Source organism: Enterobacter genomosp. O, from assembly GCF_001022965.1.
In the GTDB taxonomy this organism is placed as follows: domain Bacteria; phylum Pseudomonadota; class Gammaproteobacteria; order Enterobacterales; family Enterobacteriaceae; genus Enterobacter; species Enterobacter cloacae_L.
The window spans coordinates 177320-192404 of sequence record NZ_LECZ01000027.1 but is presented as its reverse complement, the minus strand read 5'-3'; the positions used below and the strand labels follow the sequence as shown (position 1 = coordinate 192404).

Genomic DNA, 15085 nt, shown 5'->3' with positions numbered 1-15085 from the left:
CCGGGCATTTTTTTGCCATAAAAAAAGCCCGGTGTCTTCACACCGGGCTAATCCAGATAATCAATGAATATCTCTTTAGTTTCCCAAATAACATTCATACGGATTATGGATAAATAATCTTAAAGGCATATAACGCCGCTGAGATTAACGTAATTAACGCCTGATTAATAATTTTAATTTAATATGCTTAGTTTTAAATCATTCATCAAACCAATGACCATTTCCGCTGATTTATCCAGTTTAGATTTTACTTAGTTCGTAACAATTATATTTTATTACTCTTACACAGGAGTGATTTAGCATGAGACAACTTTCTCATTCGGGAAGTTCAACAGGTAATTAAATAAAAACAACTGCAAAGGAATATCATAATGCAAAGAAAAGTACTGGCTCTGATGATTCCGGCTCTGTTAATGGCTGGTGCTGCGCATGCGGCAGAAATTTATAATAAAGACGGTAACAAATTAGATCTGTACGGAAAAGTAGATGGTCTGCACTACTTCTCCGATGACAAAGGTGCTGACGGCGATCAGACCTACATGCGTCTGGGTTTCAAGGGTGAAACGCAGATCAACAACACGATGACCGGCTATGCGCAGTGGGAATACAACATTCAGGCCAATAACACGGAAGGGTCTGATAATCAGTCCTGGACGCGTCTGGCCTTCGCCGGCGTAAAAGTGGGTGACTACGGCTCCTTCGATTACGGTCGTAACTACGGCGTCCTGTACGACGTGGAAGGCTGGACCGATATGCTGCCTGAATTCGGTGGCGACTCTTACACCAAAGCCGACAACTTCATGACCGGCCGCGCCAATGGCGTAGCAACTTACCGTAACACCGACTTCTATGGTCTGGTACAGGGCCTGAACTTTGCGCTGCAGTATCAGGGCAAAAATGAAGACGCCAGCAACAACCAGGAAGGCACCAACAACGGTCGCGACACGCGTCACGAGAACGGTGACGGCTTCGGTATTTCTACCACCTATGATTTTGGTATGGGGATTACTGCGGGTGCCGCGTACACCTCTTCTGACCGTACCAACGAGCAGGTGATGAATACCACTGCGGGTGGTGACAAAGCGGATGCATGGACCGCGGGCCTGAAATACGACGCTAATAACATCTATCTGGCGGCAATGTATTCTGAAACCCGCAATATGACTCCGTATGGCGATAACACCGACGCCGTAGCGAACAAAACGCAGAACTTCGAAGTGACCGCACAGTACCAGTTCGACTTTGGGCTGCGTCCGTCCCTTTCCTACCTGCAGTCGAAAGGTAAGGACCTCGGCAACGGCCAGGGCGACCAGGATCTGGTTAAATATGCTGACGTAGGCGTCACCTACTACTTCAACAAAAACATGTCCACCTACGTTGATTATAAAATCAACCTGCTGGATGAAGATGACAACTTCTACAAAGACAACGGCATCAGCACAGATGATGTCGTTGCGTTAGGTCTGGTTTACCAGTTCTGATGGTCAGAGCCCGCATCATGATGCGGGCTCACTCACTTTTTTGAAGCCTGTCACAAAAAAGTGGTACTGGAGTCGTGTGGTTGAGGGTAAGTTGAGAGAAAGCTGTTTAAACTGCGGTGATAGCCTTTTCATCACTAAGGATAACAGCGTTGTTTGGTCGTGTATCCGTTGCCGTACTTACCCTTTTAGCGCTAATCTGGATGGCGTTAATTTTTGATTTTGCAGATATTGTCGGGCATCTTGGCGCTCTGTTAAACCATCTGGATGGCAGTTAACCTTGTTCCTGTGAAATAAAAAGCCACCAGCAGTGCCGGTGGCGGATAAACGCATACGTAACGTTATTTTTTCACAGGTTGAGGCTTTTTGTCCCCTGATTCAGGTGCCTCACGCGGGTCGTCTTTTTCAACACAGAGCATAATTTCTCCTGTTTCAGTTAACCACTCTCCACTATAGCCAGGCTGTTTGAAAAGTGGCCAGGCGGCAATCAGGCTTAACTCGCCCCTTTTTCACGGAAGGAGAGATAGCCAAACACCCCACTCCTCCCATCAGTTGGATGATTAACGCCGTCCATTACCGTTACCTCAGGGAAATCAAAAGGTGATACGTTTTCAAAACAGGCGACATTAACGCCGTATTCATTCGGATTAGAACGCCGCTGATGGAACGTATAAATTCCGCACACCGAGCAGAAAAAGTGTCGAGCCGTTCCCGTGTTAAAACGGTACTCCGTGAGTTTATCCTCACCTTTGGTCACCGTAATCCCCGACAGCGGCGCAGAGACGACAACCGCCCCCCGCATTCGGCAAAAGGAACAGCTGCAGCGCCGAGCGGTGTTCAGGCCATCCGTGAGCTCAACGGTGAACGTAACCGCACCGCAATGGCACTTCGCATTTCGTCTTTCGGCCATTGGTTATACCCCTTTCCTCACCAGCTCGGCAGCTTTAACGAAAACCTCGTCTTCTACACCATCGCCTTTTTGCCTGCCTAGCCTGACCAGTTCATCGACAATACTGTTGCGATGGATCGGTTTCTGCGCTGAAACCAGCCCAATAACGGCCGCCCCAATCGCCAGCCCCACTAATCCTGTCTGTTCATCTTTGTTCATCATATTCATGCTCCTGGTACAATAAACAAGCGTAGCAGGAATACGCTAAAACGAAATGACGGACACGTTTAGACAGGTACGACCTCTAAAATCGACAGATACGAACGGGTATGTATTATTTTATTTAGCTTAAGATTGGTCTGTTCAAACAAGATCTGATACTCAAGCTCTGTTCTAGCCCGCCCGCCATCAAAGCTTGTTAACAGAAGAAGGTCAATTTCAAATCTTCCCTGCTCATTATTGTCTTTCTTGATAAGCGGTTCAAAAATTAATAAACGGGCGTTTTCTTTCATTGCATTTCTGCAGCATTGAAGTATCTGAATTGCTTTCTCATCAGGCCAGTCCATCAAAATATATTTAAGTAGATAAATGTCCGCTGCAGGACAAGATTCAAAAAAGCTGCCCTCTACAGTCTTCCATCGACGATTATCATTCAATAATGACAGTCGATTCCGCGCCAGTACGTCTTTTTGATCAAACAGGATCCCTGTTATGGTCGGGTTTCGACGTAAAACTGCCAGCAATAAATTACCCAGGCCACCGGCGATATCGGCAACGACAGCGTTTTGAGGGAACGAATAGCTATCTGCAATGACTTCATTCTCCACAGATGACATAGAGGCCATACCGGCATGAAAAATATTGCTTTCAGTCACTTTGTCGTCATGCTGCCAGTACTCGTAAAAAGGCTTTCCAAACAACTCATTAAAAACAGTTTTGCCCTGCAATAACTCATCCATTTTAGCCGCTGGCTGCCAGAACGTTTGGTCTGTCAGCATGATCACCGCTGCACGTAAGGAAAATTCATGATCGGAACGCAGGAATTGCGCTGAATGGCTAAGACCGTATTCCGTTTCGGATAATTCGTTGAACACACCTCGCGAGGATAATAAGCGCATGATTCGATGAAGATAGTCGCTGTCGACATTGAGCTCCTTCGCCAGCTGCTTAACGGATTTTTTTCCTTCAACCAGAAGATCTGCAACGCCTATTACCGCGACAGCCCGAAGTGCTGCCTGCCAGACAAACCCCATGCTTTGCTCTAACAAACACATTCCTTCTTTACGACTCAGTAAATCCAGGCTATTACGTTGTGACATTTTCTGCTCCTTACCAATAAAGATGTGCTGAACAACGAAAAGTCGCTAGCAAGCGTAAGTCTGGTAGTGAGCTTTATCCATAATTACAGGAAGGTTTACTTAGGCTGTATCGTACCGTTTAGCATACAGTTTAATTAAATACGTAAAAAACCGAGGCCACTTACTCCTCAATTTGATTAGTCATGCTCTGAAACTATTAATTTCCACATGATTGCTACGCCATTTAAATTCTTGTCAAAACAAACATTCCACATTTAGAATCGCGGCGTCATTCCGTATTTTGGCGTTTTAATATTGGCGGCCCAAATCTTGATATCGTTTTGCAGCAGAAGAGTGAAATCTGATTTCAAATGCGTCACCATATCATTGACGCTCGCCGCATCTACCACTGAAAAATGTTCAATTCTGTTTTGCCCAACCTGAACACAGTGATATTTGGCAGGCAGCAATTTACCGTTCACATTAAGCGGTAGGTAATTCTCACCACAACGGCCTTCCGTAATATATGACACCAGCAAATTGGCGGATTTCCTCCCTGGCTGAGAGACGCTTACCATGACAGGAAAACCCTCCGAGGTCTGCGTCATATCATAAAGAACGGCGTTTTTCATATACCAGGTATTATATTCCCGCTCCTGAAAAGCGGACCAGGAAGGCGCAGAAAAGACCACCAGCACTGCCAGTGTAATAGATTCTATTTTCATGGGATGTTGTCGTCCGTGTTGTTGCACGTATTATTCAGATTGTGCAAAAAACAGCAACCCCTTAAGAATAGTCCTACTACTATTGGCAGTGATGGCGGATTAATTAGCGATGTGCGATGTCTTCATAAAGGAGAAACAGGCAAGAGAGCGTAAACTGCAGCCATCACAGCGATGCTAACGACGACGCTGATAAAAAAGTAGGTTTTGAAGGGCTGCTTTTGGGTTTTATGGCGAAAGAGTTGCTGACCCACAATGGCGCCAGGCCAGCCGCCTGTAACGCCGAAGACCAGCAGCGTGGCTTCCGGGACCCTGCGCAGGCCTTTGCGCGCCGCCATTTTATCGGCGCCATACATGCCCATCGTCAGCATATTGATCAGCAGAAACCAGACGATCAACGGATTCTGGGTCAGAAGGCTACTGACGGCGGCGAAAATCAGGAGTACATAACAAAAGCGATTGAGAGTCATCGTTCAGGCCACAAAGCTGTTAAGCGGTTTTCGAAGACGCATTATACGCTATCTTACGCCTGTATCAGGCTGAAACGTTGAAACATGAATAAACGTTATTCCACCCTCACCTTAATCTTTGGCTTCGACAAAAGGACTTTTACCAGTTCCTTAAACGGTGTGGGTTTGTAGAAGTAAAAACCCTGTAAAAACTTGATGTGGTTTCGGGTGAGATAATCAAGCTGCTCTTGTGTTTCAACGCCTTCCGCCACAATACTGATTGACAATTTTTTCGCCAGTTCCAGTACCGAATCAAGTATAACGGTTGAGTCCTCACTGGCATTAACCCTGGCAACAAAGCTTTGGTCGATTTTGATGTAATCAATGTGCAAAGCCTGCAGGTAGGACAGACCAGAATATCCTGTTCCAAAATCATCCAGAGCAATAGCAAAACCAATCTCATGTAGCTCATTCAGCGTTTTAACGAGATGTTCATCAATATGGAGGGGTTCACGCTCGGTCACCTCAATGACGAGGTTAAGATCCTGTCGAATAAAACTGCGCTTGTAGTGGAGACACTCTTCAACAAAGGTGGAGGCATCGATATGAGACGCGCTGAAGTTAATACCGACGTGGAACCCTTCTGGCAGCAACGTAGAGATGGAATTCATATGCGCTGCAACCTGACGCATTAAGCTCTGGGTTAGTGGAATGATTAAGCCGGATTTTTCAGCGAGAGGAATGAACGACGCGGGGGAGATAAACCCTGACTGTGGATGCTTCCATCTGGCCAGCACTTCTACCCCGCGCAACGACCCCTCTTTACCGCTCACTACGGGTTGGTAATAGGGAATAATGTCATTTCTGTAAATGGCGGTGCGCAGCGACTCTTCGGGCGAAATATCTCTGGAAAGATATCGCTGAAGAATATACGCAGGGAGCGAAGAAATGATAAGCAGGAATAACAACAGGCCTCCGGCACGGTTAAATAATCTCGTCAGGCTAAAAAGGGGTGGAGAGTTAAATTGAATCGCGAAAGGATAATCAGAGGCTTTAACCGTTAATACTTTTTTGCTTGAATCGACTCCCGTTACCACATCGCCTGACAGGCCTAAAATACGATCGCCTACTCTGAGTGAGTACTTAACGCCATTTAATGGTACGTCCAGAGCATCCCGGATATGGCTGTCGCTAATACTTACTATGATTCGGCTTCCGGCATAGTTTGTCTGGTATAAGAGAACCGGCAGGCCGTTTACCGTACTTCCTGAAGGGACAAGCAACAATGATGATTCCGGTAGCGCAGAGCTGTTGACCAACAATACGCGATTACCCGGCAACGAAGAGCACCAGACCGCATATCTTTTCAGAATAACGATGGTTCTCAGGTGTGGCTGTAATGCCGCTTCGGTACCTAGCTGATATTGTCCTTCAGTATCACACTCATTATCAGCAAGCTGCATCGCTAACTGGGTTGCATGATGGGCTTCTTTAAGCATGACGTTTAGGTTTTTGCAACAAAGTGTGCCCCTGCAAGACTGTCAACACGTGCCGAATACCAAACCTGTAAATTGATGATAAAAACGCCCAGCATAAAAATTGTCGTGGCTGCAGCTAAGGGGATAGATGCGTGGCGCATTTAGAAATCTCGATTAGAGTGAAGTTGCCGCTTCAATAATGCTGAAGTGATTGAATTGTCATCGTCTTAAGCATGGTTGATAAAGAAAGAAATACCACGCCAGGCGTCAGAAATTTTCTCGTACACCAGACTGAAGGAAAACAAAAGGCCGCCGAACGGCAGCCCTGAAGGATAAGTGTTTATTAATATCGTTTTATTGTATTGGTCGGCGTTCTTTCTGACCAGTCAGGCCGCTCGCCAGCCATGATTGCGCGCTGTTGTGATGGCGTCACAGACTGCGTTATTTCAGGCATCGACTTGTATTCTGGTTGCTTAGGTGGGTTGAGAACCAGATCGGAGCTACAGCCTGACAGGAGCAAAACCGCCAGGAGAGATAAATTAAGCTTGAACACGTTAACCCCTTCCAATGGGATAAAAGTTACAGAAAATGCATGGGGAGATTCACCATACAGATAACCCCATAAGGATATATTTACACAACCAATACGTGCAACCCTTTGTATTCCTGCCTGCCTGTGCACGAAAGTGGGAGGAAAGCCGACTACGCTTTATCGAGTATCGGTTCCAGATTCAACGCCGCTGTAAAACGTGCTGGCATTCGTCGCCGGAATCCGTACCATACGCGGCATACTTTTGCCTGCTGGCTGTCATCTGCCGGCGCTAACTCGTCTTTCATAGCCAGCCAGATGGGGCATGAAAGCGCGCAAATGGTTTATGAAGTCTACGGTGCGTGGATTGAAGAAATGAATGGCGAACAGGTGCCTATGCTTAACGATACGCCGGCACGCTGATAAATTTTTGCCCCTACTGGCTCCGAAGGTAGCATTGAATGCAACAGAATCAAGAGATTAACAAAAAAGAGCAATACAACCTGAATAAACTGCAAAAGCGACTGCGCCGTAACGTGGGCGAAGCCATTGCAGACTTCAACATGATTGAAGAAGGCGACCGCATCATGGTTTGCCTGTCAGGGGGTAAAGACAGCTACACCATGCTGGAGATCCTGCGTAATCTTCAGAAAAGCGCGCCGGTGAATTTTTCCCTGGTGGCGGTCAACCTTGACCAGAAACAGCCGGGCTTCCCGGAGCACATTCTGCCGGAATACCTCGAAAATCTGGGCGTTGAGTACAAAATTGTCGAAGAAAATACCTACGGTATTGTGAAAGAGAAAATTCCGGAAGGGAAAACCACCTGCTCTCTTTGCTCTCGTCTGCGCCGCGGCATTTTGTATCGTACCGCGACGGAGCTGGGCGCGACCAAAATTGCGCTGGGCCACCATCGCGACGATATCCTGCAAACGCTGTTCCTCAACATGTTCTACGGCGGCAAGATGAAAGGCATGCCGCCTAAGCTGATGAGCGATGACGGCAAACACATTGTGATCCGCCCTCTGGCCTACTGCCGCGAAAAAGACATTGAGCGTTTCTCTCAGGCTAAAGGGTTCCCGATCATTCCATGTAACCTCTGCGGCTCTCAGCCGAACCTGCAGCGTCAGGTGATTGGCGACATGCTGCGCGACTGGGATAAGCGTTATCCGGGTCGTATCGAAACCATGTTCAGCGCGATGCAGAACGTTGTTCCTTCACATCTCGCGGACGTTGAGCTGTTCGACTTTAAAGGCATCAACCACGATTCAGACGTGGTGGATGGCGGCGATCTGGCGTTTGACCGGGAAGATATCCCCATGCAGCCTGCAGGCTGGCAGCCGGAAGAAGATGACAATCAGTTTGAAGAGTTGCGTCTGAACGTGCTTGAAGTGAAGTAAGCGATTAGCGTCTCAGAAGGACCTTCTGAGACGCTTCATTCTTTATTTCAGCAGACGTACGCGGCAGGTTTTACCTTTAATTTTCCCGTTTTGCAGCTGCTTCCATGCCTTGTGGGCAACACTCTGGCGAACCGCCACATAGACATGCGCCGGGTGGACCGCAATCTTACCGATATCCGCCCCGTCCAGACCGACATCCCCGGTCAGCGCACCTAATACATCACCAGGACGCATCTTGGCTTTCTTACCGCCATCGATACACAGCGTCGCCATTTCGGCCTCCAGCGGCACCAGGCTGACGCCAGCAGGGGCATTCATCCAGTTCAGCTTAATCTGCAGCATTTCAGAGAGAATGTTGGCGCGCTGCGCCTCTTCCGGCGCGCAGAAGCTGATGGCCAGGCCGCTGTTTCCCGCGCGCGCGGTACGGCCAATACGGTGGACGTGGACTTCGGGATCCCACGCCAGCTCATAGTTCACGACCAGTTCAAGCGATTTAATATCCAGGCCACGCGCGGCAACGTCGGTTGCAACCAGAACGCGGGCGCTGCCGTTGGCGAAACGGACCAGCGTCTGATCGCGATCGCGCTGTTCCAGATCGCCATGCAGCGACAATGCGCTCTGTCCGGCGGCATTCAGGGCATCACAAACCGACTGACAGTCTTTCTTCGTGTTACAGAACACCACGCAGGACGCGGGCTGATGCTGGCTCAGCAACTTCTGCAGGAGCGCAATTTTTCCCTGCTGCGAGGTTTCAAAGAACTGCTGTTCGATTGCGGGCAGCGCATCTACGCTGTCGATTTCAATGGTCAGCGGGTTTTTCTGCACGCGCCCGCTGATGGCGGCGATAGCTTCCGGCCAGGTCGCAGAGAACAGCAGCGTCTGACGATCGGCCGGTGCGAAACGGATCACCTCGTCAATCGCATCGCTGAAGCCCATATCCAGCATCCGATCTGCCTCATCCATCACCAGCGTTTGTAACGCATCCAGCGAGACGGTGCCTTTTTGCAGGTGATCCAGCAGGCGGCCCGGCGTCGCGACAATAATATGCGGCGCATGCTGGAGTGAATCACGCTGCGCGCCGAACGGCTGTCCGCCGCAGAGGGTTAAAATCTTGGTGTTTGGCAGGAAACGCGCCAGGCGACGCAGTTCTCCCGCGACCTGGTCCGCCAGCTCGCGGGTCGGGCACAGCACCAGAGACTGGGTCTGAAAGAGCGCCGCATCGATATGCTGCAACAGGCCGAGGCCAAATGCCGCCGTTTTCCCACTGCCCGTTTTCGCCTGTACGCGCACGTCACGGCCTTCAAGGATAGCGGGCAAGGCGGCCGCCTGAACGGGCGTCATCGTGAGGTAACCCAACTCGTTGAGGTTATCGAGTTGGGCGGCGGGCAGAACATTCAGGGTAGAAAAAGCGGTCACAGTAGTCTCTCGTGGTCATCTTTGCGGTCAGATGGCGCGTATCCTCGCAGATCTCGCGGTCCGATGCGACAATTTAATCGGTTCTTCATCTGGCGGCGGGTCGGGCATCGGCTGAGGACGCGGGATGGGATCGGGCATCGGCACCGGATCGGTGGGGATGGGATCGGATTGACGCCATTGTGGCAGTAGCAGAGCGTTAAGAATGCTCATCATTCCCTCCAGAATTTGCTGTCATCCCTTTTAGGGTAGACGCTGAGAATCAGGAGGCAAAAAAAAGCCGACTATGAAGTCGGCGTCGTACGAATCAATTGTGCTATGCAGTAATTCAAAAAAGGAAGTAAGACAATATGGAGCGCAACGCCCATCGCTTGACGTTGCATTCACCTGCGGGAGTAATATTGCACCTTACGGGGTAGAGTTTTATTGACTTCGCTCAATTAAAAGAGCGTTTTGATCTCTGTAAAAGGTGAAAAAAGCGTAAATTTACAGCCATTTACTACGATGCAACCACCATGCAACACCACCAATCAAAACAACTAACATGACGCAAAACGCGGTAAAGCCGTAGCGATACGCACCGCCTGGAATGCCGCCCAGGTTCACGCCAAACAGCCCGGTAAGAAACGTGCTCGGCAAAAATACCATCGCCATCAGAGACATCGTGTAGGTCCTTCTCGCCAGCGACTCCTGCATTACCTGCGCGATTTCGTCCGCCATCACCGCCGTCCTGGCAATACAGGAATCAATTTCATCCAGCCCGCGGCCCAGCCTGTCAGCGATATCCTGCATTCTGCGCCGCTGATCGTCATTCATCCAGGCGAGCCTTTCGCTGGCCAGACGCGCATACACGTCGCGCTGCGGTGTCATATAGCGGCGCATCACAATCAGCTGCTTACGCAGTAAGGCCAGAAAACCGCGCGGTGGGATCTGCTGATCGAGCAGGTTATCTTCCAGGTCGATGATTTTGTCGTGCAGCTCTTCGATAAACTCACTCGCGTGATCGGTAAGCGCGTCGCACACGTCCACCAGCCAGCTGCCACAGTCGGTTGGCCCGGTGCCCTCTTTCAGATCGTTCACGATATCATCCAGCGCCAGGACTTTACGCTGCCGGGTGGAGACAATCAGCCCGTCGTCCATATAGACACGCATCGCAACCAGCTGATCCGGACGCTCATCCGTGCTGCCGTTAATGCATCGCAGGGTGATCAGCGTGCCGTCACCCATTCTGCTCACGCGGGGACGCAGGCTCTCACCCGCCAGCGCATCGCGCACGTTATTAGGCAAGAGCGGGGTCGAGGCCAGCCAGTCAGCGCTGTCCGTGTGGGTGTAGTTCAGATGTAGCCAGCAGGGATGCGCATTATCGATCACATCATTGTCTTCCAGCGGTCGTGCACCGCCGCGACCATCCAGCACCCACGCAAAAACTGCGTCAGGAACATTAAGTTCAGATCCTTTAATGCTTTCCACACCACCTCCACCTTTTTAGCTCTTTCGGTGTCAGTCTAGCCTCCATCAGGGCTTAAGCAACAACTATGTTTCCCATCGCCCTGAAATCGCTCAGGAAATGAACATGCTGACGAGAGGCGAAAAAAAAGCCCGGCACGCCAGGCTTTGAGGTTCAATCAGAGAGAGTGTTCTGGCCGATGAAGGAAGGACGGCGAGCCGGCAGGTGATGAGGAAGAAAAGCCCTGATCAAGCCTGAAATTACGCGTTCGGGCCTGCAGCTCAATCACCTGATTACGCAATACATCAGAGGAACCGTTGAGCTCTTCTGCCATCGCTACGTTACTTTGCGTGACCCGCTCCAGCTCCGAGAGCGCCAGCGTGATCTGAGAAATGCCTTTCTCCTGCTCTGACGTCGACGCGGAGATGTCGTCCATCAGCCGGCTGACGTTCCCGGAGCCCGTCACGATCTCATGCATATTCTTCTCCGCCTGTGACACCACGGTAACACCCTGCGTAACGTTATTGCTGGTCACTTCAATCAGCGTTTTGATATTCTTCGCCGCCTCTGCGCTGCGGTGCGCCAGGTTTCTGACCTCTTCCGCGACCACAGAAAAACCCTTGCCATGATCTCCCGCCCTCGCCGCCTCAACGGCCGCGTTAAGTGCCAGGATATTCGTCTGGAATGCAATGCCGTCGATCAGCGAAATAATCTCCGTCATCTGCTGTGCGCATTCAGTAATGGACTGCATATTGGTGGCGACCTGCCCCATCAGCTCCCCACCCTTGCGCGCCTGCAGCGTCGCAACATTGGCCTGCTCGCTTGCCAGGCGGGTGTTATCGGCATTGTTTTTGGTGCTCGCCGCCATTTGTTCCATGCTGGCTGCGGTTTGCACTAAAGATGCGGACTGCTGCTCGGTTTTAACCGAAAGCTGCGCGCTACGTTGCGAGAGTTGGTCCGATAAGGTCATCGCGGTTTGCGATGACGCCCTGATCTCGCGCACCAGCGTAGCGATGTTGCCGGAAAGACTATTGATCCCCGGGATGAGTCGACCCGCACAGTTGTTGCCAAACTCGGGAATAGACACTCCCAGGTTGCCCGCGGTCACCTCTTCAATACTTTTCTTCACCGTATTGATCGGCGTCACAAGATACTTCGTCATGTAGACCCAGAGCAAAAATAGCGCAACGAAGTTGATTACGTTAAGGGAAATAAAGAGAGAGGAATTGCTGGAAAATAGAACAACGACACCTGCATTTACCAAAAAAAGAGATAAAAGGAACCCGATAATAAAGGTCCTGACACTAATATTTTTTAGCATGATGATATCCACGTTTTATATTTTGGTCGGCATTTAGACTTATAGCATTGGCTCAGCGGTTTTTCCTCGCAAACAACGCTGTTTTTTTGTTTCGCCGTTAGCAACCTGAGATTTTGCTTAAGTCAGACAAAAAGAGCGTATTAGTAAAAATGTTATTCCCGGCATGCTGCGATACTGGTCTCCGGCCATGTGAAGCGATACCATTCTCTGCGGTGAGACGATACGATCGCCCTCATATTTAAGGCGCTTTGCTACTGTTATTCTTTTTTGTTTAGCAATGCTTAATACGTTAACAACGAGAATATATTTTATATTCTTAATGAGCTGTAGAGTATTAATATGACCGGTCATTTTTCACGATAAATAACTCATATTGTTTGAATGCGCATGTTCGCTGCCAGATTAAGATGTGTTGGCAGGCGAAATCGGTAACCCTCTGAAGCGTGGGATTGCATAATGCTCAATATATCGTGGGACCCTGTGTTGATCGCTATCTCTTATCTGGTGGCTTTTATTGCCTCCTTTGTAGCGCTGGACAGCGCCGGAAAAATACCGCTTTCCAGCCGCAAGGCTGCCCTGTTCTGGCGCATTGCCGGAGGGATCACGCTGGGCATCGGGATTTGGTCGATGCATTTCATCGGCATGCTGTCCATGCAAATGCCAATGATGATGAGCTACGACCTCTGGTTAACCCTTACCTCTCTGGGCGTCGCGGTGGTTGCCTCGACCACTGCCATTAATATTGCCGTCACGGGAAAAAAACTCTCTTCTTTACGACTGATCCTTGCCACCACGATCCTGAGCGCTGGCGTGGTCTCTATGCACTACACCGGTATGGCTGCCCTGATGCTGGACGGCAGCATCATCTGGGATCGACGCCTTGTGGCATTGTCCGTGGTTATAGCCGTTATTGCCTCCGGCGCGGCGTTGTGGCTGGCTTTCCGTCTGCGGGATAAACACAAAGGGGTCTTTATCGATCGCCTTCTCGCGGCCTTCGTCATGGGCACGGCCATTTGCGCGATGCACTATACCGGCATGAGTGCTGCGCAGTTTCAGGAAATGTCGCATACCCTCCCCGGCGGTATTGGCGAGCTGGGGTTATCCATCTGGGTGTCGGTCACCACCCTCTGCCTGCTCGGCGTGATGTTAATTATTTCGCTTATCGATTCTCACTGGCGCACCGGCCGGCTGACGGACAACCTGCGGCAGCTCAATCGCCAGCTTGAGCTACAGGCGCGCTTTGACGCGCTTACCGGGCTCGCAAACCGCCACCAGATGGATATCCGCATGCAGGATTGTCTGCGCAGCGCGCTGCTGAGCAAGAAGCCATTTGCCGTCATTTTCTTGAACGTCGATCACTTCAAGCGCGTTAACGACACCTGGGGGCACAGCGTCGGCGATGAGTTGTTAATCACCGTTGCGCAGCGCATCACGGCCCGGCTCACGCGTGAGATGACCCTGGCGAGGCTGGGCGGGGACGCCTTTATCCTGCTGGTGCCTGAATGTGACGACGACAAGCTCAACGCCCTGCTGACCTCGCTGCTCGACGATATGCGTCGTCCGCTTTCGCTCTGCGGACACACGCTGAGCACAACAATCAGTGCCGGCGTCAGCCTCTATCCTCAGGATGGCGAAACGCTGCATGAGCTGAAACTCAAGGCGGATGCAGCGTTACATTACGTCAAAGAAGAGGGCCGCAACGGCTGGGCCGTGTACAGAACCGAGATGTCAACTGCGGTCCCGGCTAAACCCGGTTTTCTACAGGAGCTCTCGCAGGCGCTTGAGCGCGATCAGTTTGAACTGTGGTACCAGCCAACCTGGCACGCGGAAGATAAGACTATTCATGGTTTTGAGGCCCTTCTGCGCTGGCGGCATCCTGAGCAAGGCGTTTTACTGCCTAACCTGTTTATCCCTTCGCTGGAACAAACAGGCTTAATCATTCCTGTGGGGAACTGGGCCATTGAAGCGGCGTGCCGACAGCTTCATTTCTGGACTGAGCAAGGTTTCAGCCAGTGGACGCTGTCGCTCAACTTATCCCCCGTCCAGTTCGAACAGCCGGACATCTTCCATATCGTTTCGTCGATGCTGGAGAAATATAGCCTTTCGCCCGCCAGGCTGATCCTCGAGGTGACGGAAAGCACCGCGCTTAAAAACCTCGACCGCAGCATTGAGCTGCTGGATGCGTTTAATCGTGCGGGGATTGTCGTCTCGATTGATGATTTTGGCACAGGCTATTCCAACCTGCTGATGCTGAGCGTGCTTCCGGCAAAAGAGCTCAAAATCGACAGAAGCTTTGTCACGTCGATGCTGGAAAATGAAAAAAGCTACAAGCTGGTCGAAACCATTATGAGTATTGCCCGAACCATGGAGATGAATGTGGTGGCTGAAGGGATCGAAACGGAAGAACAGCAGGCGGTGCTCACCCGTCTCGGCTGTGACTACCTGCAGGGTTACCTTTTCTCACGACCATTACCTGCCGAACAGGTGCCGTGGCTGCTGCTGCAGAAAAACTCAGATAAGCAAATTATACCCATTAATAAAATTCAAACGGACCCCGCATTTATTTCACAAAAAAATCATGCCTGACGGGGTTAAGTAGAGTATGTTTCAAAGGAGTACGCGCGAGTTCATTCTGTCATGACTGTCAGGCACATTGTGCCGATG

At 50.4% G+C, this 15085-nt stretch carries 13 protein-coding genes and 2 pseudogenes; 4 read left to right on the top strand and 11 right to left on the bottom strand.

Annotation, left to right across the window (positions count from 1 at the left end):
- The first annotated feature begins 371 nt into the window (after positions 1-371).
- Positions 372-1481 (top strand): porin OmpC, encoded by a 1110-nt coding sequence (ompC, locus tag ABR39_RS19800; RefSeq protein WP_047348331.1) that lies wholly within the window; start codon positions 372-374, stop codon positions 1479-1481.
- A gap of 338 nt (positions 1482-1819) precedes the next feature.
- Here ompC and ABR39_RS26280 read toward each other — a convergent pair whose 3' ends face one another.
- From ABR39_RS26280 to ABR39_RS19775, 7 genes and pseudogenes are all read right to left on the bottom strand, one after another.
- Entirely contained in the window at positions 1820-1897 is a 78-nt protein-coding gene (locus ABR39_RS26280) for a hypothetical protein (protein WP_223239581.1), read from the bottom strand.
- A 74-nt stretch (positions 1898-1971) separates the two neighbouring features.
- The gene (locus ABR39_RS25140) at positions 1972-2388 is read right to left on the bottom strand and encodes a GFA family protein (RefSeq protein WP_072059266.1); all 417 of its coding nucleotides are present in this window, start codon (positions 2386-2388) and stop codon (positions 1972-1974) included.
- Positions 2389-2391: 3 nt separating this feature from the next.
- Entirely contained in the window at positions 2392-2589 is a 198-nt protein-coding gene (locus ABR39_RS19795) for a hypothetical protein (RefSeq protein ID WP_023616678.1), read from the bottom strand.
- 65 nt (positions 2590-2654) lie between these two features.
- Positions 2655-3686: a methyltransferase gene (locus ABR39_RS19790; protein WP_047348330.1), complete on the bottom strand. Its 1032-nt coding sequence runs from the start codon at positions 3684-3686 to the stop codon at positions 2655-2657.
- Between the two features lie 254 nt (positions 3687-3940).
- Positions 3941-4390: a hypothetical protein gene (locus ABR39_RS19785; protein ID WP_047348329.1), complete on the bottom strand. Its 450-nt coding sequence runs from the start codon at positions 4388-4390 to the stop codon at positions 3941-3943.
- Positions 4391-4512: 122 nt separating this feature from the next.
- Positions 4513-4857 (bottom strand): DUF1294 domain-containing protein, encoded by a 345-nt coding sequence (locus tag ABR39_RS19780; protein ID WP_047348328.1) that lies wholly within the window; start codon positions 4855-4857, stop codon positions 4513-4515.
- Positions 4858-4952: 95 nt separating this feature from the next.
- Positions 4953-6475, bottom strand: a pseudogene (locus ABR39_RS19775) (EAL domain-containing protein).
- Positions 6476-6917: 442 nt separating this feature from the next.
- Between ABR39_RS19775 and ABR39_RS25135 the strand changes: the two are divergent.
- Positions 6918-7266, top strand: a pseudogene (locus tag ABR39_RS25135) (tyrosine-type recombinase/integrase); the annotation flags it as partial.
- 38 nt (positions 7267-7304) lie between these two features.
- Entirely contained in the window at positions 7305-8240 is a 936-nt protein-coding gene (gene ttcA, locus ABR39_RS19765; protein WP_047348326.1) for a tRNA 2-thiocytidine(32) synthetase TtcA, read from the top strand.
- A 42-nt stretch (positions 8241-8282) separates the two neighbouring features.
- Here the strand turns inward: ttcA and dbpA are convergent, their stop codons facing one another.
- The 4 genes from dbpA to ABR39_RS19750 all read right to left on the bottom strand — a co-directional run bounded on the left by dbpA (position 8283) and on the right by ABR39_RS19750 (position 12421).
- Positions 8283-9656 carry an ATP-dependent RNA helicase DbpA gene (dbpA, locus tag ABR39_RS19760; protein ID WP_047348325.1) on the bottom strand — a complete coding sequence of 458 codons (1374 nt, stop codon included), beginning with the start codon at positions 9654-9656 and terminating at the stop codon, positions 8283-8285.
- 27 nt (positions 9657-9683) lie between these two features.
- Positions 9684-9866 carry a hypothetical protein gene (locus ABR39_RS26275; protein WP_072059265.1) on the bottom strand — a complete coding sequence of 61 codons (183 nt, stop codon included), beginning with the start codon at positions 9864-9866 and terminating at the stop codon, positions 9684-9686.
- A gap of 273 nt (positions 9867-10139) precedes the next feature.
- A complete protein-coding gene (gene zntB, locus ABR39_RS19755) occupies positions 10140-11123 on the bottom strand; it encodes a zinc transporter ZntB (RefSeq protein ID WP_047348324.1) in 984 nt (327 codons plus the stop codon).
- A 155-nt stretch (positions 11124-11278) separates the two neighbouring features.
- Complete coding sequence (locus tag ABR39_RS19750) at positions 11279-12421, bottom strand: methyl-accepting chemotaxis protein (protein WP_065365752.1); 1143 nt, start codon at positions 12419-12421, stop codon at positions 11279-11281.
- A 456-nt stretch (positions 12422-12877) separates the two neighbouring features.
- Here ABR39_RS19750 and ABR39_RS19745 point away from each other — a divergent pair, with 456 nt between their 5' ends.
- On the top strand, positions 12878-15007 hold the full coding sequence (locus ABR39_RS19745) for a putative bifunctional diguanylate cyclase/phosphodiesterase (protein WP_047348322.1): 2130 nt from the start codon (positions 12878-12880) through the stop codon (positions 15005-15007).
- Positions 15008-15085 lie beyond the last annotated feature (78 nt).

What these genes read in the sequence shown, in the direction of transcription:
- ompC (WP_047348331.1), top strand. Translation starts at nt 372, where the DNA reads ATGCAAAGAAAAGTACTGGCTCTGATGATTCCGGCTCTGTTAATGGCT.
- ABR39_RS26280 (WP_223239581.1), bottom strand. Translation starts at nt 1,897, where the DNA reads ATGCTCTGTGTTGAAAAAGACGACCCGCGTGAGGCACCTGAATCAGGG.
- ABR39_RS25140 (WP_072059266.1), bottom strand. Translation starts at nt 2,388, where the DNA reads ATGGCCGAAAGACGAAATGCGAAGTGCCATTGCGGTGCGGTTACGTTC.
- ABR39_RS19795 (WP_023616678.1), bottom strand. Translation starts at nt 2,589, where the DNA reads ATGATGAACAAAGATGAACAGACAGGATTAGTGGGGCTGGCGATTGGG.
- ABR39_RS19790 (WP_047348330.1), bottom strand. Translation starts at nt 3,686, where the DNA reads ATGTCACAACGTAATAGCCTGGATTTACTGAGTCGTAAAGAAGGAATG.
- ABR39_RS19785 (WP_047348329.1), bottom strand. Translation starts at nt 4,390, where the DNA reads ATGAAAATAGAATCTATTACACTGGCAGTGCTGGTGGTCTTTTCTGCG.
- ABR39_RS19780 (WP_047348328.1), bottom strand. Translation starts at nt 4,857, where the DNA reads ATGACTCTCAATCGCTTTTGTTATGTACTCCTGATTTTCGCCGCCGTC.
- ttcA (WP_047348326.1), top strand. Translation starts at nt 7,305, where the DNA reads ATGCAACAGAATCAAGAGATTAACAAAAAAGAGCAATACAACCTGAAT.
- ABR39_RS26275 (WP_072059265.1), bottom strand. Translation starts at nt 9,866, where the DNA reads ATGAGCATTCTTAACGCTCTGCTACTGCCACAATGGCGTCAATCCGAT.
- ABR39_RS19750 (WP_065365752.1), bottom strand. Translation starts at nt 12,421, where the DNA reads ATGCTAAAAAATATTAGTGTCAGGACCTTTATTATCGGGTTCCTTTTA.
- ABR39_RS19745 (WP_047348322.1), top strand. Translation starts at nt 12,878, where the DNA reads ATGCTCAATATATCGTGGGACCCTGTGTTGATCGCTATCTCTTATCTG.